The 18,949-nt window shown below is 65.8% G+C and carries 18 protein-coding genes and 1 pseudogene; 9 read left to right on the top strand and 10 right to left on the bottom strand.

Translation table 11 applies throughout. The features are described from left to right. The first annotated feature begins 207 nt into the window (after nucleotides 1-207). Nucleotides 208-1,746: a methyl-accepting chemotaxis protein gene (locus tag J2751_RS05595; protein WP_209484002.1), complete on the top strand. Its 1,539-nt coding sequence runs from the start codon at nucleotides 208-210 to the stop codon at nucleotides 1,744-1,746. 62 nt (nucleotides 1,747-1,808) lie between these two features. On the opposite strand, the gene J2751_RS05600 is transcribed toward J2751_RS05595, so the two are convergent. Then, entirely contained in the window at nucleotides 1,809-2,228 is a 420-nt protein-coding gene (locus J2751_RS05600; protein ID WP_209484003.1) for a VanZ family protein, read from the bottom strand. A 287-nt stretch (nucleotides 2,229-2,515) separates the two neighbouring features. On the opposite strand from J2751_RS05600, the gene J2751_RS05605 reads away from it, so the two are divergent. Together J2751_RS05605 and J2751_RS05610 are read left to right on the top strand one after the other, a co-directional pair. Then, nucleotides 2,516-4,441, top strand: coding sequence for an aldehyde ferredoxin oxidoreductase family protein (locus J2751_RS05605; RefSeq protein WP_209484004.1), 1,926 nt, complete (start codon nucleotides 2,516-2,518; stop codon nucleotides 4,439-4,441). 69 nt (nucleotides 4,442-4,510) lie between these two features. Beyond that, the gene (locus J2751_RS05610) at nucleotides 4,511-4,834 is read left to right on the top strand and encodes a hypothetical protein (protein WP_209484005.1); all 324 of its coding nucleotides are present in this window, start codon (nucleotides 4,511-4,513) and stop codon (nucleotides 4,832-4,834) included. Nucleotides 4,835-5,309: 475 nt separating this feature from the next. Here J2751_RS05610 and J2751_RS05615 read toward each other — a convergent pair whose 3' ends face one another. The 5 genes from J2751_RS05615 to J2751_RS05635 form a co-directional block, all read right to left on the bottom strand. Continuing rightward, the gene (locus tag J2751_RS05615) at nucleotides 5,310-5,666 is read right to left on the bottom strand and encodes an AzlD domain-containing protein (protein WP_209484030.1); all 357 of its coding nucleotides are present in this window, start codon (nucleotides 5,664-5,666) and stop codon (nucleotides 5,310-5,312) included. Between the two features lie 20 nt (nucleotides 5,667-5,686). Then, a complete protein-coding gene (locus tag J2751_RS05620) occupies nucleotides 5,687-6,361 on the bottom strand; it encodes an AzlC family ABC transporter permease (RefSeq protein WP_209484006.1) in 675 nt (224 codons plus the stop codon). 63 nt (nucleotides 6,362-6,424) lie between these two features. Beyond that, the gene (locus J2751_RS05625; RefSeq protein WP_209484007.1) at nucleotides 6,425-7,318 is read right to left on the bottom strand and encodes an RNA methyltransferase; all 894 of its coding nucleotides are present in this window, start codon (nucleotides 7,316-7,318) and stop codon (nucleotides 6,425-6,427) included. Beyond that, complete coding sequence (locus tag J2751_RS05630; RefSeq protein WP_209484008.1) at nucleotides 7,315-7,926, bottom strand: hypothetical protein; 612 nt, start codon at nucleotides 7,924-7,926, stop codon at nucleotides 7,315-7,317. Before J2751_RS05630 ends, J2751_RS05625 begins: the two co-directional genes overlap by 4 nt. 107 nt (nucleotides 7,927-8,033) lie before the next feature. Next, nucleotides 8,034-9,317, bottom strand: coding sequence for an MFS transporter (locus tag J2751_RS05635; protein WP_209484009.1), 1,284 nt, complete (start codon nucleotides 9,315-9,317; stop codon nucleotides 8,034-8,036). 38 nt (nucleotides 9,318-9,355) lie between these two features. On the opposite strand from J2751_RS05635, the gene J2751_RS05640 reads away from it, so the two are divergent. Beyond that, nucleotides 9,356-9,550, top strand: coding sequence for a hypothetical protein (locus tag J2751_RS05640; protein WP_209484032.1), 195 nt, complete (start codon nucleotides 9,356-9,358; stop codon nucleotides 9,548-9,550). Between the two features lie 24 nt (nucleotides 9,551-9,574). On the opposite strand, the gene J2751_RS05645 is transcribed toward J2751_RS05640, so the two are convergent. Further along, nucleotides 9,575-10,441 (bottom strand): aldo/keto reductase, encoded by an 867-nt coding sequence (locus J2751_RS05645; RefSeq protein ID WP_209484010.1) that lies wholly within the window; start codon nucleotides 10,439-10,441, stop codon nucleotides 9,575-9,577. Nucleotides 10,442-10,588: 147 nt separating this feature from the next. Here J2751_RS05645 and J2751_RS05650 point away from each other — a divergent pair, with 147 nt between their 5' ends. The 4 genes from J2751_RS05650 (at nucleotide 10,589) to J2751_RS05665 (ending at nucleotide 14,242) form a co-directional block, all read left to right on the top strand. Next, nucleotides 10,589-11,077: an Lrp/AsnC family transcriptional regulator gene (locus J2751_RS05650; RefSeq protein ID WP_209484011.1), complete on the top strand. Its 489-nt coding sequence runs from the start codon at nucleotides 10,589-10,591 to the stop codon at nucleotides 11,075-11,077. Continuing rightward, entirely contained in the window at nucleotides 11,074-12,216 is a 1,143-nt protein-coding gene (locus tag J2751_RS05655; protein ID WP_209484012.1) for a pyridoxal phosphate-dependent aminotransferase, read from the top strand. The genes J2751_RS05650 and J2751_RS05655 overlap by 4 nt, the downstream gene beginning before the upstream one ends. Nucleotides 12,217-12,320: 104 nt before the next feature. Then, the gene (locus J2751_RS05660) at nucleotides 12,321-13,475 is read left to right on the top strand and encodes an acyl-CoA dehydrogenase family protein (RefSeq protein WP_209484013.1); all 1,155 of its coding nucleotides are present in this window, start codon (nucleotides 12,321-12,323) and stop codon (nucleotides 13,473-13,475) included. A 71-nt stretch (nucleotides 13,476-13,546) separates the two neighbouring features. Then, nucleotides 13,547-14,242 (top strand): sensor histidine kinase, encoded by a 696-nt coding sequence (locus J2751_RS05665; protein WP_209484014.1) that lies wholly within the window; start codon nucleotides 13,547-13,549, stop codon nucleotides 14,240-14,242. Between the two features lie 47 nt (nucleotides 14,243-14,289). Here J2751_RS05665 and msrB read toward each other — a convergent pair whose 3' ends face one another. After that, on the bottom strand, nucleotides 14,290-14,727 hold the full coding sequence (gene msrB / locus J2751_RS05670; RefSeq protein WP_209484015.1) for a peptide-methionine (R)-S-oxide reductase MsrB: 438 nt from the start codon (nucleotides 14,725-14,727) through the stop codon (nucleotides 14,290-14,292). Between the two features lie 122 nt (nucleotides 14,728-14,849). Between msrB and J2751_RS05675 the strand changes: the two are divergent. Then, nucleotides 14,850-15,013 (top strand): annotated as a pseudogene (locus J2751_RS05675) (CDGSH iron-sulfur domain-containing protein); the annotation flags it as partial. 42 nt (nucleotides 15,014-15,055) lie between these two features. Here J2751_RS05675 and J2751_RS05680 read toward each other — a convergent pair. Then, entirely contained in the window at nucleotides 15,056-16,141 is a 1,086-nt protein-coding gene (locus J2751_RS05680; protein WP_209484017.1) for a DNA topoisomerase IV subunit A, read from the bottom strand. Next, a complete protein-coding gene (locus J2751_RS05685; RefSeq protein WP_209484018.1) occupies nucleotides 16,142-18,616 on the bottom strand; it encodes a DNA topoisomerase VI subunit B in 2,475 nt (824 codons plus the stop codon). Between the last annotated feature and the right edge of the window lie 333 nt (nucleotides 18,617-18,949).

Below are 18,949 nucleotides of genomic sequence, written 5' to 3' on the forward strand. Positions count from 1 at the left end.
AAGCGCCCGCTCGCGTAAAGCCGTGTCGTCATCGGCCCTTCCAGTGCTCTCGGTTCCGAACTCGCCGAAGACAGCGTTACACACAGCTGCCGATCCGTCCGTATGTATGAACCGTAGTTAATAATGATTGATCGTGTGTCTTGAATTATCAGAGACAATACTGCCGCTCAACACTTTTGTGTCATGTGGTCACTTCACAACACGAAAATGTCCACGGAACGATCGGAGACGTCGAATGACGCCACGGTCGGTGCTGAAGACGGGCTCATCGCGAACGCGCAGGGTGCGGTCGGTGTCGTCCACGCGACGTCCGAGTCCGTCGACCGGCAGCTAGAAACGATCCGCGAGGCGGCCGACACACAAGTCGACGACATGGAGACCGTCGCCGCGGACGTAAGCGATCTGAGCGCGACGATCGAGGAGGTCGCCGCCAGTGCCGACGAGGTCAGTCAAACGACCGAACGGGCCGCGGCGGCCGCAACCGACGGGCGAGAAGCCACCGATGAGGCGGCCACTGCGATGGCTCGGGCCTCCGAGGAGATGGAACGGGTGACGGAGCGCGTCTCGACGCTCGAAGACCACGTCGAACAGATCGACGAGATCATCAACGTCATCGATCGAATCGCCGACGAAACGAACCTCCTCGCGCTCAACGCCTCCATCGAAGCCGCGAGAGCGGGCGATGACGGTTCCGGGTTCGGCGTGGTGGCGGACGAGATCAAGTCGCTCGCCGCGGAGTCACGCTCGCGGACCGAAGAGATCGAACGGGCAGTCGACGACGTTCAGACGGTCACCAACGAGGTGACTCACACGTTGGACTCGGCCGTCGAAGCGGTTGAAACCGGGGCCACGGCAGTCACCGCTGCCGAGTCGGAGTTGGACGTCGTCGACGAGGCAGTCCAGTCCGCGGCAACGGGAGTCGAAGAGGTGTCAGTGGCCGTCACACAGGGCGCGGAGACGAGTACCCGCGTCGCAGCGAACACGGAGAGCACCTCGGCGTCGGCGGTCGAGATCAGTCAGTCAGTCGACGACATCGGGGACGAGCGCGCACAGATGACTGACCTGCTCTCTGAGATCGACGACGCCCTCTCGTCGGCCCGCAGGGGGCGCGAACAGCGTCTCAAGCGGGCAGGAACCGTCCCGACCGGGATCAGCGAGTTCGACGCTGATGGCGGGCTGCCCGCGGGGTCGCGGAACGTGGTGATCACGGACCGGAACGGCTCCGGCGACACCCACGTGGCCGGAGCGGTAGGTGGCGACGACGATCACGGGTCGATCGACGACACGATCGCCGGGATCTGTGCGGCCGCGATCGATGACGGATGGGCCGTCTCACTGTCGCCGACCGCGACGCTCGACCGGTCCGCACTCGACCGCGTTCTCCGCCGTGACGCCGGTGTCGCGGTGACGGACGCGCTCGCGACCGACCGGCTGTTCGTTCTCGACCCGTTCGGCGCGTGGGATGCCGACGAGAACGTGATCGACTTACAGGAGACGACGCTCTCCCGAGCGAACGATCGCGTCGACTCACAACGCGAGCGCCCCTGCGTCGTGATCGGAAACATCGCCGGCGAACTCGACCTGATGGGCGAGGCGGCGGTCCGTGAGAACACGTACGCCAACGACGGCGACACGCTCGGCGATCGCGACCTCATTATCAACGTCGTTGACGAGGCGGTGGTCCCGAAGCAGTTGCGGTCGTTCTACCGAAGAGCGGCCGACAACTGTTGTCGTCTCACCGACTGAGCGGTCGAGAAGCGGTTCCTGACGTCGGCCCTCGCCTCCGTCGGGACGAGCAGTGGCGCGTCTCACTCGCGGCTGTCACCGGGTAAGCTGGAACCATACTCAAGACCAGAGACGACCGCTCCTCCGACGGCACCGACCGCGTTGACCCCCACGTCTCGCCACGCGAACGTTCGCCACGGGATGGACGCCTGTAGGAGTTCGATCCCGAAACCGAACGCGACGGCCGCGACGACGGCGAGGATCAGCCCGCGTCGCGTCCGCCCCGTCACACGAGTCATGAGCGCGGCTAGAACCGCGTACCCGACGAGGTGAAACGGATCCGTGAAGCCGACGCCGAGCGGTATTTCGCCACCCCCGCTACCACCGGTCCCGCTGCTCGGGATCGGAAGCACCGAGGCGACGACGAGGAGGACCGCGAATCCCGCCGGTCCGCGCCAGCGATCGGATCCCGGTCGCAGTGCGTCGCGTTCGTCCCCAGTCACGGTTCCCGTTTCTCGCCACAACGGGTTAGTCTCACGGCACCTGTCTACCGCGAACCCAACTCCGCTCCGGAGGGCTACCGTCCCTCTGGAGGACCGCCGCCCCTCTGGAGGACCGTCGCCCCTCTCCGGGAGCCGTCGCGCAGCTCGGCCGGAACCGCTCCCCGTCACGGTCCGAACCCGCGAGTGAACGAACGTCCCTGATATGCGGCCGAGTGTAACCGGTATCGGTTCTGTGATGAGGTGAACAGCTAACACGCTGTAGTCCTTGTATAATGATAGAACATTACATGACTGAAATGGGTGGCTACAGGGACCGAGTGGCACAGGTCGATCTCGGCGACGGAGCAGTGGACTATCGCGGGATCGAAGAAGACAACGCGGAGAAGTACATCGGCGCGCGCGGGCTGGGCGTGAAATACGTCTTCGACAAGGGTCCCGACGTGGACCCGATAAGCCCGGAGAACCGACTGGCGTTCATGACCGGCCCGCTGACGGGCACACAGACCGTGATGAGCGGCCGGATCGCCCTCGTGACGAAGTCCCCGCTGACGGGGACGGTCACCGACTCACACCACGGCGGTTGGTCGGGCGCGCGGCTCAAGTGGGCCGGCCTCGACGGTATCTTACTCGACGGTGCGAGCGACGAGCCGGTGTACCTCTTCGTTGAGGACGGCGACGTGGAGGTACGCGACGCCTCCCATCTCTGGGGGAAGGGCGTCCACGACACGATAGACGAGATCGGCGAGGAGGTCGAGGGATCGGTCGGCAAGAACGTCTCCGTGATGGCGATCGGACAGGGCGGCGAGAACGAAGTGAAGTACGCCTGCGTGATGAACGAGGACGACCGCGCCTCGGGCCGGGGCGGCACCGGCTGCGTGATGGGTTCGAAGAACGTGAAAGCGGTCGTCGTCAAGAGCGGCACGCGGATGCCGAAGCCCGCGGACCCCGACACGTTCCAGAAGGGATATCAACAGGCGATGGAGGTCATCCGCGAGTCGGACGTGACCGCGCCCAACGAGGGCGGACTCTCGATGTACGGCACCAACGTCCTGATGAATGCGACAGAGGAGATGGACGGGCTGCCGACGAAGAACGCGAAGTTCACGTCCACGGAGGCGTACAACGACGGCGAGGGGATCGATGTCGACGCCGAGCGTGTCTCCGGCGAGAACGTCCGCGAGAACATCCTCGTCGACGAGCCGACGTGTCACTCCTGTCCGGTCGCCTGTAAGAAGGAGGTCGAAGTGCAGATGCAACACAAGGGCGAGGACATGAACGTCCGCACGGAGTCGTACGAGTACGAGTCCGCGTGGGCGCTCGGCCCGAACTCCGGACACACCGACCGCGACGAGATCGCACTAATGCTCCAGCGCTGTAACGACGTCGGCATCGACACCATCGAGGTCGGCAACACGATGGCGATGGCGATGGAGATGACCGAACAGGGCAAACTCGACGTCGGCATCGACTGGGGCGACTCCGAGCGGATGATCGACCTCATCGACGAGATCGGCAACCGCTCGACGGAGCTCGGTGACCTGCTCGCCGAGGGCCCAGACCGCGTCGGCGAACGGAAGGACGCCCACGACAACAAGCTCTCTGTGAAAGGCCAGAGCATCGCGGCGTACGACCCGCGCTGTATGAAGGGGATGGCGATCGCGTTTGCCACCTCGAACCGCGGTGCGTGTCACCTGCGCGGGTACACACCTGCGGCGGAAATACTCGGGATCCCCGAAAAAGTCGACCCGTACGAGCCGGAGGGCAAAGGCGAACTCACCGCCACGTTCCAGGACCTCCACGCGATCTCCGATTCGTTCGACATCTGTAAGTTCAACGCGTTCGCGGAGGGGATCGAGGAGTACGTACTCCAGTACAACGGCATGACCGGCCGCGACGTGACGGAGGACGAGCTGTTCGAGATCGGCGAGCGGATCTACAACCTCGAACGCTACTACAACAACCTCGCCGGGTTCGACGGCGAAGACGACACGCTCCCCGGCCGGTTCGTCGAGGGACACCCCGACGCGATCCCGGGGCAGGGAGCCAGCGAGGGCGAACTCGCAGAGCTCGACCTGATGAAAGCCGAGTACTACGAGCACCGCGAGTGGGTCGACGGGGTCGTCCCCGACGAGAAACTCGACGCGCTCGGCATCGATATCGGCCCCGGAACCGGCGTCTCCGCGGGCGACTCCGCTGCGCCCGCCGACGACTGAGCGAGCGGTCCGCCCGCACCCCCGACCGAGCCACCCATTTTTAAGTAAACTCGTCGGGTAGCCGGTCGTATGGTCCACGACCCGCTCACCCTCCGGGAGGCAGCCGAAACCCGACTCGGAAACGTCCTCGTTCTATTCAGTGTCCTGACGTTCGTGTACTCGCTGATGATCATCGGACAGGTGCTCATCGGGCTCGTGCCAGTCGTCGGTCTCGCGGGCGCGTACCTGACGTACCGCGGGCTCGCCGTCGCCGACTCGATCGCCGACGCGGCCCAGCGATACGCGGCGGTAAAGGAGCGCGAAGTCGATCTCGAAGACGAGACTCCACCGCGCGAGGTCGGTACCGATCCGACCGAGCGGACGACGACGAGACTGACCGATCGGGAGGAGTGATCGACCGCCGAGTCCGCCGATCGGCGTATAACTCATCGCTCTCGTTGAGATGCGGCACCGCATCGGCTCTGTCCGAACGGCGGGTCACTGGGTCCGGTTTGATGGGCGGTATCGAGAGTACGTCTCGTGCGGTGTTGGAGAAGGGTATTTATAACTGGAGTAGTGGTGTTGCTGGCAGCTGTTTATAAATAACCGATTCTGCGAGGCACCAGTCCAAAGCTCCGACCGTTCCCTTATAAATCGTTGCCAGCGCGGTGAACGAGTTCAAGACACCGAGCCGTTCGTTTATAAACGGCTGACTACGGATCGTCGATGGCCACCTCCAAAGTCCCACTCGGCCGCAACCGCGACCGCACCTCACGTCTCCCCACCCTCGTCGGCCGGCCGGAAGCGAAGCGGAGGCCGGCCGACTCCAGCGAGAGGCAGCCGGTGGCGGAGCCGCCGGTGACGCCCGCATCGTCCATTTATAAAACCGTCACGCGAACACGACGAACCGGAACAGCCACAACGCGAGCATTCCGACGACTATCGTCGCGAACACGTTCTCGGTGCGCCAGGCGACGACGCCGGCCAGCACTCCCGCGATCAGTCGTTCGTCGGCGAGCGTCGCGATCACGCTCGGCCGGATCGTGAGCAGGTCGGGGACGACGAGCGCCGCGAGCACGGCCGCCGGAACGAACCGGAGCACGCGGCGCACTCGCGTCGGCACGTCGTCGACCCGTCCGAACAGGTGAATGAAGGACAGTCGGAAACCGTAGGTCGCGATCCCGATGACGAGAATGGCGATCCAGATCCGAGCCGCGTCGGGATCGGACGCGCCCGCGGTGAGCACCACGGATCCGGTAGCGAGCGTCACGTGCTCACCTCCTCGGCGACGAATCCGGCGAGTATCCCCGAGACCGCCCCTGCCAGCAGCCCGAGGTTGAGCGGGAGTCCGGCGGCGACCACCGCCGCTCCTCCGCCCACTGCTCCGGCCACGGTGGTCGGTCGGTCCTTCATCGCGGGGACGAGCAGCGCGAGGAAGACGAGCGGGACCGCGAAGGTGAGCCCCCACGACTCCGGGATTCCCGCGCCGAGCACGACGCCGACGACGGTGCCGATCACCCAGACGACCCATAGCGACCCACCCGCACCGAGGTAGTACTTCCACCGGCTTCGATCGTCGTTCTCGGCGAACTCGGCGACCGAGAGCGCGTACGCCTGGTCGGTGAGGAAGTAGGCGAGCACCGCGCGCGTCCGCCGACCGTACTCCGCGAAGTGCGGCGCGATCGACGCCGAGTACATCAGTACTCGAAGGTTGATCACGACGGCGGTGCCGATGACGACCGCGAGCGGGGCGTTCTCGCCGAACAGTTCGAGCGCGGCGAGCTGTGAGGCCCCCGCAAACACGATCACTGACAGTCCGAGCGCCTGTACGATATCGAAGCCGACTTCCACGGCCGCGATCCCGGCGACCAACGCGAACGGGGCGATCCCCATGAGGAGCGGCGAGACGTCGCGGACGCCCGCCAGGAGGTCCTCATCCATGGCTGATCGTCTCTGCCTCCGTGCTGAGCCGCCGATTCACGGTCTCCCCACAGCGCGCGGCCGTCATTCGCGGGGGTAAGGATGCTCGTCGTACTTCGCCGCGAGGTAGTCGGCGTGTTCGAGTTTCGTGTTGGCCTTCCGGACGGTCCCGAGAAGCGAGTGGACCTCCCGCTCGGTCGGATGAGCGCGTCCCAACAGCCTGCGCATCAGTAGCGCGTTCTTCTCCTGCCGGTGTGACTGCTGCCCGGCCGCGTCGAGGAAGTCACCGAAGAGGTCGTGGAACCGCTCGATGTCCGCCTCCGGCGCACGGGTGACCGCCGTGTCCGGGAGCTGGGTCTCATCGACGGTCAGGTCGCGCAGCTCGTACAGCAGGACCGTCGCGGCCTGCCCGAGGTTCAATACGGGGTAGTCGTCGGCGGCGGGGATCGAACACACCTCGTCGAGCCGACCCAGCTCGTCGTTGTTGAGCCCGCGGCCCTCCCGCCCGAAGACGATGGCCGTCGGCGCGTCGACGGTCTGTAGCGACTCCTTCAGCTCGGTCGGCGTCTTGAACGGCCAGCGCTCGTGTCTGCGGTCGTCCTCGCCGGTGATCGCGGTCGTCCCGACCGTGTGGTAGTTCTCGACGACCTCCTCGAAGGTCACCTCCTCGGCGTTCGGCAGAACGTCCTCACGGGCGTGGCCCGCGAAACCGTACGCCTCGCCGTCCTCCGACAGCTCCGGCGGGTCGACCAGTTTGAGGTCCGAGAGCCCGAAGTTCTTCATCGCCCGCGCGATGGTGCCCACGTTTCCCGGCGTCTCGGGTTCGACTACGACGACGACGGGTTTCTCTCGGATCGCATCGGTCGCCCTGTCGGTGTTCTCGACTTCATCCGGGGCCGCCTCGTCGTCTTCGGATTCGAGCGTTCCCGCCTCGTCGTCCTCGACCGCTTGCGTCCCGTCCCGCTCGCGATCGCTCATCGGTTCGACGGGTAGTCGGTCGAGAGGTCGACGCCGGCGTCCTGAAGGTCCGTTTCGCTGACGCCGTCGTCCTCGTCGTCCTCGTCGCGTTCGTCCGCCGATCCCTCGCCCGCGAGTTCGCGGACATCGATCCGTTCGCCCTCGAATCCCGCTTCGACCCGCTCCTGGATCTCCTGTTGGTCGGGCAGATCCGGGAGTCCATCCGGGTCCTCGTCGACGTGTTCGACCGAGGCGTAGCCGTCGGGTGCCTCGTTGCCGGCGGCGATCCACTCGTGGAAGCGGTCGCCGAACTCCATGGTCCCCTTATGATCGCTACCCCCCGCCTCGCGGAACCAGTAGACGAAGTCAGGTTCGTGTTCGGGGCACAACAGGACCTCGCCGCGGGGCTCGCCGTAGACGATCTCGGCCTCGCGGCAACGGTGGATCTCGCTCTCGCCGTGTTCGAGATAACAGGCGTCACACGGCTCCTCGACGAGCGCGACGAGCCGCACGAGTCGTTCTCGGGGCTCCTCGGGGATCTCGTCGAGCGGCTTCAACTCGCCGTCCTCGGTGATGATCTCCTCCTCGTCGAACCGCCACCCGCGGAGGCCGACGCTCACTTTCGCCATAGACGGGCTATGCCCGGAACTGATAAAAACGCGTCCTTCCGCCCTTCCGACCCTCCGCGACGCGAGCGACTCCCACGTCGTCAGCGCCGCCCGTCGTGACGTATCGCCTACCACGTCGTCAACGCGGCTCGGCCGTGGTCCCGGGCGAGGATCGCGAGGAACGCGAGCACGCCGGTGATCGCGAACGCGCCGCCGACGTAGAACACCGAGGCCATGCTCACCTCGACCATCAACCAGCCGGCGATAAGCGGCCCGGCCACGGAGCCCGGCCGCCACACCAGCTCCCGGATCCCGAAGCTGGAGGCGACCCCGCCGTCGTCGGTCCCCTCGTCGGCGAACAGCGCCATGCTGGCGGGCTCACGGAAGGAGTCGGCGACCCCCAACAGTCCAGAGAGCGCGACAAGCGGCAGGTACGCCGCCGGCAACGCGCCGAGGACAGGGACCGTCACGTCGGCACCGACCGCGCCGCCAATGGTCGGGGCGAACGGGATCGCGAGGGCGATCAGGCCGTACGCGCCGCCGCCGGCGAAGACGAACACCGAGCGGCCGTACGTGTCGGAGAGCCGCCCGGTGAATAGCTGGCCGACCATGTTCGTCGCCTTCTCGGCAGTAACGGTGATCGCGACGGCGGTCGCGCCCACTGCGAGCCCCCCGGCCATCATCGACGTACCGGCGTAGATGGGGATCCACGTCCGAACCATCGTCACGGCGAAGGCGTACTGGACGCGGAACGTCGAGATGGTGAGGATCTTTCGGTTGACCGCGAGATCGGAGAAGGGGAACCCTTCGACCCGCGTCGGGTCGGAGTCGAGGAATCCCCACGTGACGACCCACGCGAGTATCATCAGAACCGTGATGATCGTGAACACCGGACCGAACCCCACGGCGTCGTAGATCACGCCCGCACCGAGCGACCCCACGATCGAGGCCGCAAAGGAGGCCGCGTTCGCCTTCCCGATCTTGTCCGCACGGGTGCCCACGTCGGCGATCTGTCCGACGAGCGACAGCGTCATCAGCCCCGCACCGGTGACGACGAGTCCCTGTAGCGCCCGAACGAGGATGAAGGAGCCGGAAGAGTCGACGAGCGGGAACAGCGCGTACACGCCCGCGCCGACGCCGAGAACCACGAGCAGTACGAGCCGCTTATCGAAGCGGTCGCCCGCCCACGCGAGCGGTATCACGGCGACGGTCTGTGCCAGCGTGAACCCCGTGGTGTACATCCCGATGATGAACCCGGCCGAGACGGTGACGCCGAGCACTGTCGTCGCCTGCGGGTCGAGCGTGTTGATGTAGGTCGGCAGCAGGGTCAACAGCGTAATGAAGCCAAACCCCTCGGCGAACCGGGTGAGATAGAGGGCCCAGAACTGTGATCGGCTGTCGGCGTTGCTCACACTCGTAGGCGTCCCACTCATTTAAAAGGGATTTCGATATGAAAGCCGAACGTCACCGGGTGGACGCGGCCGCGGACTCGACGAGCCCGACGACGGAACGGATCCCTTGCGCGCGTCGCCATACTGGAACTCTCGCCGGCGAGATCGACACCTCGATCGACGCGGCCGACCTCGGTCCCGACCGCGAGGAGACGGTCGAGCTGATAAACCAGTTCGGCGAGTGGAGCGACTGACTGAGGGCTGTTCCGGATTTGCGGCTACTTCTGTGAGTCAACCGCGTCCAGCGCCGCCAGGTCCTCGTCGGTGAGCGACAGGTCCGCGGCCGCGAGGTTCGATTCGAGATGGTCGACGCTCGACGTGCCCGGGATCGGGAGCGTCACGTCGGAGTGATCGAGGAGCCACGCGAGCGCGACCTGCCGAGCCGTCGCGTCGCGGCGGTTGGCGACCTCGCCGAGCGCCTCGGGGATCTCGTCCCCGTCGACCGCGTACATCGGGCCCCACGGAATGAACCCCACGTCGTTGCGCTCGCAGGCACGCAGTACGTCTTCGTCGTCGCGGTGGCCAACGTTGTACCGGTTCTGGACCGTGGCGATGTCGACGATCTCCATCGCGGTCTCCAACTGCTCGACGGTGACGTTCGAGAGTCCGACGTGGGCGATCTGGCCGGCATCTTTCATCTCTGCGAACGCGTGGACCGACTTCTCGAAGTCTGTGTCGGGGTCCGGGCGGTGGTACTGGTACAGGTCGATCGTGGTGGTCCCGAGCCGATCGAGGCTACAAAGTACCTGGTTCTTCAGGAAATCGGGGTCGCCGTGGGGGAGCCAGTCACCCTCGCGGTTGCGGAGCAGTCCGGCCTTCGACGCGACCACGACGCCGTCGGGGTCGCCGAGCGCCTCACCGATCAGCCGCTCCGAGACGCCCGGCCCGTAGGAGTCGGCGGTGTCGACGAAGTCGACGCCGAGGTCGACCGCGCGTCGGAGGACCTCCTTCGCCTCGCCCTCGTCACCGGGAGTACCGATGATCTCCTCGCCCGTGATCCGCATCGCGCCGAAGCCGAGACGGTTGACCGTTAGGTCGCCTCCGATATCAAACGTCTCGCGTCGGCTGGTGGTGTTCGAAGCCATGGGCGAGCGATCGCGCGCCACGCGGAAAGCTGTGGGGATGGCGGAAGGGGTGTTCTGGCCTGCTTGACCCCTGCGCTCGCTCGCTCCAACCGATCGACGTGTTGCGTCCGCCGCTACTCATAAACCGCCCCCGCCTGATCATTAGGTATGGAAGCCGAGCGCGAGGTACTCGACGTGTTGGCCCGGAACGCTCGTGAGGACATCGAGGACATCGCGGCCCAGACGGGGCTTGACACAGCGGCAGTAGCGGCGGCGATCGACTCATTAGAGGAGAACCGTGTGGTTCACGGCTATCAGGCGGTCGTCGACTGGGACCGCGTCGAGGAGGGGAAGATCCGGGCAGTCGTCGAGATTAACGTGGAGCTCGACCGCGAAACCGGCTACGAGGAGGTCGCGGACCGGATCGCGAAGTTCCCCGCGGTCGACGCCCTCCACCTCGTTTCCGGCGACTACGACTTCGCAGTCGAGGTGCTCGGCGAGACGATGCAGGACGTCTCACGGTTCATTTCCGAGCAGGTCGCGCCGATGCCCGAGGTCACCCAGACGGTCACCCACTACATCATGGAGACCTACAAGGACGGCGGGATCCGCTTCGCCGACGGCGACGACGACGACCGACTCTCCGTCTCGCCATGAGGACGTCGAACCGTGCGCGCGAGCTCCCCGAGTCGGGGATCCGGGAGTTCTTCGAGCTGGCGGAGGCCCGCGATGACGTCATCTCGCTCGGCGTCGGCGAGCCCGATTTCTCCGCGCCGTGGGCCGCTCGAACCGCCGCGATCGACGCCCTCGAACGCGGTCGAACCTCCTACACCGCCAACAGGGGAACCGCCGAGCTTCGCGAGTCGATCGCCGCCCACCACGAGCAGTACGACCAGCGGTACGATCCGGGTGAGGAGGTACTCGTGACGACCGGCGCAAGCGAGGCGGTCGATCTGGCGTTCCGCGCGCTCGTCGACCCCGGCGACACGGTCGCGATCCACGAGCCGACGTACATCTCCTACGGTCCCGGTGTCGAACTCGCGGGCGGCGAGCCGCTCTCGGTCCCGACCCACGCAGCGGACGACTTCGCTCTCACCCGCGAGCGGCTGGAGGCGGCGGGTGCTGAGGCGGCGGACGTGCTCGTCCTCTGTTACCCGAACAACCCGACCGGGGCGGTCATGTCGGAGTCGGAACTCGCCGAGGTGGCGGCGTTCTGTCGCGACCACGACCTCCGGGTCGTCGCCGACGAGATCTACTCGGCGCTCACCTACACCGCCGATCACGCGTCGATCGCGACTCAACCAGGTATGCGCGAGCGAACCGTCGTCGTCAACGGCTTCTCGAAGGCGTACGCGATGACGGGGCTCCGGCTGGGCTACGCGCTCGGACCCGCCGATGCTATCGACGCGATGAATCGGATCCACCAGTACACGATGCTTTCAGCGCCGACGACCGCCCAGCACGCCGCGTTAGAGGCTCTCCGGAGCTGTGCGGACGAGGTGCGAGAGATGGTCGACGAGTACAACCGCCGCCGCCGACTGGTCGTCTCGCGGTTCAACGAGATGGGGCTCGACACCTTCGAGCCGGGCGGTGCGTTCTACGCGTTCCCCGAGTGCGGCGGCGACGACGAGGCGTTCGCGGCGGAGCTCCTGGAAGCCGAGGGGGTCGCCGTCGTCCCCGGGTCCGTCTTCGGCGAGGGTGGCGAGGGCCACCTCCGGGTGTCCTATGCGACCTCGATGCGCGAACTGAAGGCGGCCACCGACCGGATCGCGGACTTCGTCGCCGACCGGGAGTGACGACCGACGGTCGTGGCCCCGAGCGACGCTTATAAATCACAAACGTATCGTGAATTCCTCGTCGTTTAGGAACGATTATGATAGACACCAAGTGACATGCCACCATGGAGTTCCAGCTATCCGACGAGCAGCGTCACCTCCGAGACGAGGTCAGACGCTTCGCCGACGAGGAGATACGGCCGATCGCGACCGAGCACGACGTTAACGAGTCGTATCCACACGAAGTCATGGAGAAGGCGGCGGAGATGGGACTACTCGCGCCGCACGTTCCGGTAGAGTACGGCGGCGTGGGCTACTCCGCGCTGGAGAACGCGATCCTTACGGAGGAACTGTTCGCGGCCGACCCCGGCATCGGCCTCTGTGTCTCCAGTGCCGGGTTCGGCGCGGAGGCGATCATGGGGTTCGGCAGTGAGGACCAGAAAGAGCGGATCCTCCCGGCGGTCACCGCGGGCGACGCGATCATGGGGTCGGCGATATCGGAGCCGCAGGCGGGATCGGACGTGACGTCGGTGGCGACACGTGCCGAAAAGGACGGCGACAAGTGGGTGATCAACGGCTCGAAGATGTGGATCACCAACGGGACCGTCGCCGACTACTTCGTCGTCGTCTGTGAGACGGACCCGGATATCGAGGACCGCTACACCGGGTTCTCACAGATACTCGTCGAGGGCGACCGCGACGGGCTCACCACCGAGAAGATCACCGGCAAGCTCGGAATCCGAGCGAGCGACACCGCGGAACTGGTTTTTGACGACGTACGCGTCCCCGAGGAGAACCTGATCGGCCAGCGCGGGATGGGCTTTCTCCAGCTCATGGAGTTCTTCGACGAGACCCGGACTGCGGTCGCGGCCCAAGGTGTCGGGATCGCCCGCGGCGCGGCCGAGCGCGCGCTGGCGTACGCCGAGGAGCGCGAACAGTTCGGTCGATCCATCGCCGACTTCCAAGCGATAAAACACAAGCTCGCGGAGATGCACACCGACACCGAGGCAGCTCGGTGGCTCACCTATCGGTCGGCGTGGGCTGTCGACAACGAACCGGGGGATCTCACCGCGCTGGCGTCGATGGCCAAGGAGTTCGCCTCGCGCGTCGCCGTCGACGTCGCCGACGAGGCGGTCCAGATCCACGGCGGCGCGGGGTTTGTCAACGACCACGACGTCGAGCGGTTCTACCGGGACGCAAAGATCACCCAGATCTACGAGGGGACCACGGAGATCCAGAAGAACATCGTCGCCCGCGAGCTACTCGACGAGGGGATCTGAGCCCGCTGGAGCCCGGACCGCTGATCCGATGACATCGACGAACCGATATCGCTGGAACACGACGCGCCGACATGGACGAGGACCGGACGCCGGACGAGCGTCTCAAACGGCAGCGGGACGACCTCCAGCTGCTGAATCAGGTGATGCGTCACGACATCCGCAACGACCTCCAGCTGGTCGGTGCGTACGCGGAGCTGCTCGACGACCACGTCGACGAGGAGGGCGAGCGATACCTCGAAATAATCAAGGAGAACACCGAGAGCGCGGTCACGCTGACAACGACTGTGCGCGACCTCGCACAGGTGATGCTTCGCGAGGACGCCGAGCCCAAGCAGGTGTCGCTCGACCACGTCCTCTCCCAACAGGTCGAGGAGGTACGTTCGGCGTATCCCGAGGCCGTCTTCACCGTCGAGGGATCCTTTCCCGACGAGGCGGTCGTCGCCGACGAGATGCTGAGCTCGGTGTTCCGAAACCTCCTCCAGAACGCGGTTCAACACAACGACGAGACGCCACCAAGCATCGAGGTTTCGGCCGCGGTTGTCGAGGACACCGTCGAGGTCCGGATCGCCGACAACGGACCGGGGGTTCCGGAGCACCTCCGCGAGGAGGTGTTCGGGAAGGGTGAGAAGGGACTTGATAGCCCGGGCGCGGGGATCGGGCTGTATCTCGTCAGGTCGCTCGTCGAGCTCTACGGGGGGGAGGTGTGGATCGAGGACAACGATCCCAAGGGAGCCGTGTTCGTCGTCGAACTCGATATCGCCCAGTGACGGTCGCGGAGTGACGGAGACGTCGCGTCAGTCAGCGATCGATTCCGTCAGTCCTCGTCGAACGTCATCGCCACGGAGTTGATACAGAAGCGCTTCCCGGTTGGCTCCGGACCGTCATCGAAGACGTGTCCCAGATGCGAGTCGCAGTTCGCACAGCGGACCTCGGTGCGTCGCATTCCGTGGCTCGTGTCGATCGTCGTCGTCACGGAATCCTCCTCGGCGGCGTAGAAGGCGGGCCAGCCGCAGCCGGACTCGAATTTCGTTTCCGCCTCGAACAACACGGTTCCGCAGGCTCGACAGCGGTACTCTCCGTCCTCGGGATGATGGTCGACGTACTCGCCGGAGAACTTCGCCTCCGTGCCGCTCTCGCGAAGGACCCGATACTCCTCCTCGGAGAGTCGCTCGCGCCACTCCTCGTCGGTCAATCCAGCGGGGTCGACGTCGTCGACCTCGGCGGTGCCGTCGTGCTCGCTTGTCTCGCTCATACGCCGGATACGTCCCGCAGGGGCAAGGGGGTTGCGGCGGTCAGCGCCGAAACCCGTCTGTGGGTCGCACTCGCCCGCGACTCCATAACACGCGACGTGATCACGAGGAGTCGGGGCCGACAATGCTCGACGAGTCCGACGTGGGCGACGGACTGATAGACGTCCGTGAGTGCGGGCTCTCCGACACCAAGCCTCTCTGTGACGGCTCGCACAACGCGACCGCGGACGAGGCGGACAGAGTGGGTATAACTACGAGAACGACGACGCCGACGGGAAGCGACGAGAGAGAGGACCGGTCGGCGACGGCGACGACGAGGGGTCGGTGCGGCTAGAGGACGCCCATCTCGTCGAGCCGCTCGGGAAGGTAGGTGTCGGTGACGAAGTCGAGCCCGCGGCTCGCGAGCGACTGCTGCTCGGACTTCTTGCCGATGTCGAGCTGGAGCTCGATCTGTTCCTCCCAGTAGTCCGTCTGGAACCGCGGATCCTCCAGCTCGGATTCGAGGGCGTTGATGTCGGAGTCCGCGAGCGGGTCGGAGGGAAGGTCGTACTCGACGATGTCCTCCGGCTGGATCCCGACGTAGCGCGCCTCCGGGGTGGCGAGATACGTCGAGAGATGGGCCGACTTGATCGAGCCGTACGCGACCGAGCCGTAGATCCGGTAGGACCACGGGTCACCGTCGGCGAAGACGAGGATCGGGACGTCGAGCTCGTCGTGGACCCGCTTCGTGATCCGGCGGGTCGCCCGCGCGGGCTGGCCCTTGAGGTGGATCACGAGGCAGTCGTACGCTTCGTCGAACCCGTTCTCGACGAGTCGATCGCGCATCCCGCCGGTCTCGACGGCGAGCGCGAACTCGATGTCGTGATCGAGAAACTCGATCATGTCCGGGTTGTTCGGGATCTGATACCCGCCCTCGCCGACGTCCTCCTGACAGTGGATCTCGCGTTCCCCGCGGCGGGTCTGCTCGCGGAGCTTCAGCGGCCCCATCAGGGTCGCGCCGGACTCTTCGGGGCGCATGTGGAAGTCCTCGCGGGTGACGCCGGTGACGATCTCCAGATCCTCGACGAGGTCGTTCGACTCGTCTTGACTGTTGAACTGTGCCTCCGTGTTGTCCCACGACTCCGAGAGGTAGTACAGCTCCCGCAGCGTCGACGAGCGGTCCTCCTCCAGCTGATCGGCGAGGAACTCGATCGTGTACGCCGCCTTCAACAGCTTGCGCGCGCCGCCGACCGAGTTGGCGCTCCGAGTTGACGTGCGATCCCCGTAGGTCCACACGCCGCTCTCCTCGTCGTACACGATGTTGCTTTTCGTCCGGGTCGGCAGCGTCATCTCCGGGATCTCTCCGCCGGCGAACTGGTCGTAGAAGTCGGCGGCCAGATCGATGAGCTCGTCTCGTGCGTCGCTTTCGGTCGTCATTTAGGCGTTCACCGTGAGTTTCTCCGTCTCGACGCCGCCGACGCTGACCTCGAAGTCGGCGTCGTCGTCGTCGACAGCATAGGTCAGTTTCCGCTCGTCGCCCGAGGGGATCTTGGGAGTCCACTGGACGAACCACTCGCCGTCCATGTCGACGACCGTCCCGTCGGAGAGGTCGGTGGGTTCGGCGGAGACGATGTCCGTTATCTCCACGGTCTCGGCGACGTCGGAGTGGTTCTCGACGACGAGCGTCACGGTCCCGTCGTCGACCTCGCGCTCGACGCTCACGTTGTTCATGATCCGGGCAAGCGCCGCGTCGATGTCGGGCCGCGGTCGACCGGTCACCTCCGAGACCTTATCGGCCATCTCCGGGAGGATCCGACCGAGGACATCCTGTTTCTCCCGGCGCTGTTGCATCGAGCGCCGCTTGTTGAGGTACGACTTGAGCTCCCGGGCGGCCTCCCGGACCGCGAGCTCGATCTCGTCCTCGATCGCCGGCACGTTCGCGAGCGCGTCTTTCGACTCGCTCGTGAACGGGACGTTCGTGGAGGCGACGTGGATCGAGATCACGGCCGGGCCGTTCGGCATCCCCGACCCGCCGGGCTGGTCGAGCCCGTAGTTCCGCCAGCCGATCGACCGGATCACGTCCGTCGTCGCACACGCGCCGCGTTGGTAGACGAGCGGGACGCGGTTCGCGAACCGGAGCAGTTCGACGCTCCCCTCGGCCGGGATCTCGCCCCCGTAGGCGATGCCAGCCTCGACGATGAAGGGGTCGCCGCCGTGGACCTCCGCGTCCCGGGTCGCGGCCGCGTAGAAGTCCGCGTCGTACTCCTTCCGGAGGCCCGCCTCGACGAGCTCGGCCGTGATCGGCGCGAGACAGTCGGTCGGCGGGGCGAGGATGTCGGTGTTTCGCATCGCTTCGAGGAGATCCGCCGCCGCGTCGCGGTCGCCCGCGATCGTCTTCACTTTCGGCGGATCGTCGGGGACGGTGCGGGCCCGCGCCCACACGGCCTCGGCGACGTTCTCGCGGGCCGTCTCGCCGAACGTCGCGTCGTGCTGTTCCGCGACGAAGCTCGCGGCGTCGGCGATCAGCCGTTCGAGGTCGTCGCGAGTGATCCGATAGGCGTCCCCATCGATGTCCGCGACACGGCGAGCGAGCGCCTCCGCCATCGCGCGAACGGTCTCGTCGTCCTTACGCGTCGAGGTCGCCTCGTCGACGAGTGCGTACAGATCGGTGACGAACACCGAGTCGGTCTCGTCGTTGCCGTCGACGGCAGCGTCGTCGCCGTCCGCATCCGTCCCGAGGATCGCTGCCCACGCCGCGTCGACCGCGTTCTCGCGGACCGTCGTACCAAATGTGCGGCCGGTGTCGTCCTCGACGGTAGCGGCGACGTTGTCGACGATCTCGACCAGCTCCGAGCGCGTGCGGTGGTCGTGGGTCCCGACCGTCTCCGCGACGCCCTCCGCGAACGCGGCGGTCGCCGCCGCACCCTTGTTCGCGACGGCGGCCTCAATGGCCCTCTCGACGTCGTCCGCGCCGGCGGCGCTCCCAGACAGGGTCGACCGCGCCGAGGGTGGCGACCAGGCGAGCTCACGGCCGTAGTAGCGGTCCCGGAACTCGTCGATGACGCTGTCGGCGGTCTTCTTGCCGACCCGCGTGAACTCCTCTTGGAGGAAGCCGGAGACCGAGTACGACTCCGTCGCCTCCAGCATCTTGATCAGCGCGCCGAGTTCGACGCCGTGCGGATGCGGACGGATCTCGCTCGTCTCGGCGGGCAGCTCGTCGGTCGCGCGCTCGAACTTCCACGGCTCGTCGAGTCCGGGCTCGCGGAGCTCGATCCGGGCGTGCGGGTTGACGACCGCAGTGTGTTTGATGTAGTCATGGAGCTGTTGGCGGGCGCGCATGTTCGCCTCCATCTCCAACTCGATCCGGGTGCCGTGCGGCCGGTCCCACGAGGTCGTCTCGTCGACGCTGATCTCCGGCTCGTTCGTGTCCGTGTCGATGATCAGCTCGAAGTACTGTGCGTCGGACTGCCCCTTCGGACGCGACGTGATCTTCGCGGGCTGGCCCGAAGTCAACTGGGAGTACAGGACGGCCGCGGAGATCCCGATTCCCTGTTGACCGCGGTTTTGCTCACGTTTGTGAAACCTTGAACCATATAGTAACTTCCCGAAAACTTTCGGAAGCTGTTCTTTCGTGATACCCGGACCGTTGTCCTCGATCACGAGGCGGTAGTAGTCGCCGACCTCCGTGATCTCGACGTAGATGTCGGGGAGCACCCCGGCTTCCTCGGTCGCGTCGAGGGCGTTGTCGACCGCCTCCTTGACCGCGGTGACGAGCCCGCGAGCGCCCGAGTCGAACCCGAGCATGTGTTTGTTCTTCTCGAAGAACTCGGCGATGGAGATCTCGCGCTGGCTCTCGGCCAGCTCCTCCGCGATCCCCTCGTCCTCACCGAGACTCGACTGGAAGGACGTCATTCGGTACCCCTACCTTCCGTCGATGGGGTTAAAAACGAACCGGCAGCGAAGCGGAAGTGGAACGACACGTTTCGCGCGCTCTCAGCCCGATACACTCGACCGTGATCGGGACGACAAAGGCCGTGGTTCCCCCTTCGAGGAGCCGTTCCAATATCGGGAGCGGATCTCTCAGATCGATGGCGACGAGATCGTATTTAAGAGTCCTGTGAGCGGCTGCGACGATGGGTTTTAATTGAACGTACGTGTTTAGCCCGAACTGATTTCGCTGCTATCTCATAGAAGGCGCACAACTTAGCCTGTATGAACTGGCAGCAGAGGTTCGTGATGATTCTC

Origin of the sequence: Halorubrum alkaliphilum (assembly GCF_017873815.1) — an archaeon.
GTDB lineage: Archaea > Halobacteriota > Halobacteria > Halobacteriales > Haloferacaceae > Halorubrum > Halorubrum alkaliphilum.

What these genes read in the sequence shown, in the direction of transcription:
- J2751_RS05595 (WP_209484002.1), top strand. Translation starts at nt 208, where the DNA reads ATGTCCACGGAACGATCGGAGACGTCGAATGACGCCACGGTCGGTGCT.
- J2751_RS05605 (WP_209484004.1), top strand. Translation starts at nt 2,516, where the DNA reads ATGACTGAAATGGGTGGCTACAGGGACCGAGTGGCACAGGTCGATCTC.
- J2751_RS05610 (WP_209484005.1), top strand. Translation starts at nt 4,511, where the DNA reads ATGGTCCACGACCCGCTCACCCTCCGGGAGGCAGCCGAAACCCGACTC.
- J2751_RS05620 (WP_209484006.1), bottom strand. Translation starts at nt 6,361, where the DNA reads ATGGATGAGGACCTCCTGGCGGGCGTCCGCGACGTCTCGCCGCTCCTC.
- J2751_RS05625 (WP_209484007.1), bottom strand. Translation starts at nt 7,318, where the DNA reads ATGAGCGATCGCGAGCGGGACGGGACGCAAGCGGTCGAGGACGACGAG.
- J2751_RS05630 (WP_209484008.1), bottom strand. Translation starts at nt 7,926, where the DNA reads ATGGCGAAAGTGAGCGTCGGCCTCCGCGGGTGGCGGTTCGACGAGGAG.
- J2751_RS05640 (WP_209484032.1), top strand. Translation starts at nt 9,356, where the DNA reads ATGAAAGCCGAACGTCACCGGGTGGACGCGGCCGCGGACTCGACGAGC.
- J2751_RS05645 (WP_209484010.1), bottom strand. Translation starts at nt 10,441, where the DNA reads ATGGCTTCGAACACCACCAGCCGACGCGAGACGTTTGATATCGGAGGC.
- J2751_RS05650 (WP_209484011.1), top strand. Translation starts at nt 10,589, where the DNA reads ATGGAAGCCGAGCGCGAGGTACTCGACGTGTTGGCCCGGAACGCTCGT.
- J2751_RS05655 (WP_209484012.1), top strand. Translation starts at nt 11,074, where the DNA reads ATGAGGACGTCGAACCGTGCGCGCGAGCTCCCCGAGTCGGGGATCCGG.
- J2751_RS05660 (WP_209484013.1), top strand. Translation starts at nt 12,321, where the DNA reads ATGGAGTTCCAGCTATCCGACGAGCAGCGTCACCTCCGAGACGAGGTC.
- J2751_RS05665 (WP_209484014.1), top strand. Translation starts at nt 13,547, where the DNA reads ATGGACGAGGACCGGACGCCGGACGAGCGTCTCAAACGGCAGCGGGAC.
- msrB (WP_209484015.1), bottom strand. Translation starts at nt 14,727, where the DNA reads ATGAGCGAGACAAGCGAGCACGACGGCACCGCCGAGGTCGACGACGTC.
- J2751_RS05680 (WP_209484017.1), bottom strand. Translation starts at nt 16,141, where the DNA reads ATGACGACCGAAAGCGACGCACGAGACGAGCTCATCGATCTGGCCGCC.
- J2751_RS05685 (WP_209484018.1), bottom strand. Translation starts at nt 18,616, where the DNA reads ATGACGTCCTTCCAGTCGAGTCTCGGTGAGGACGAGGGGATCGCGGAG.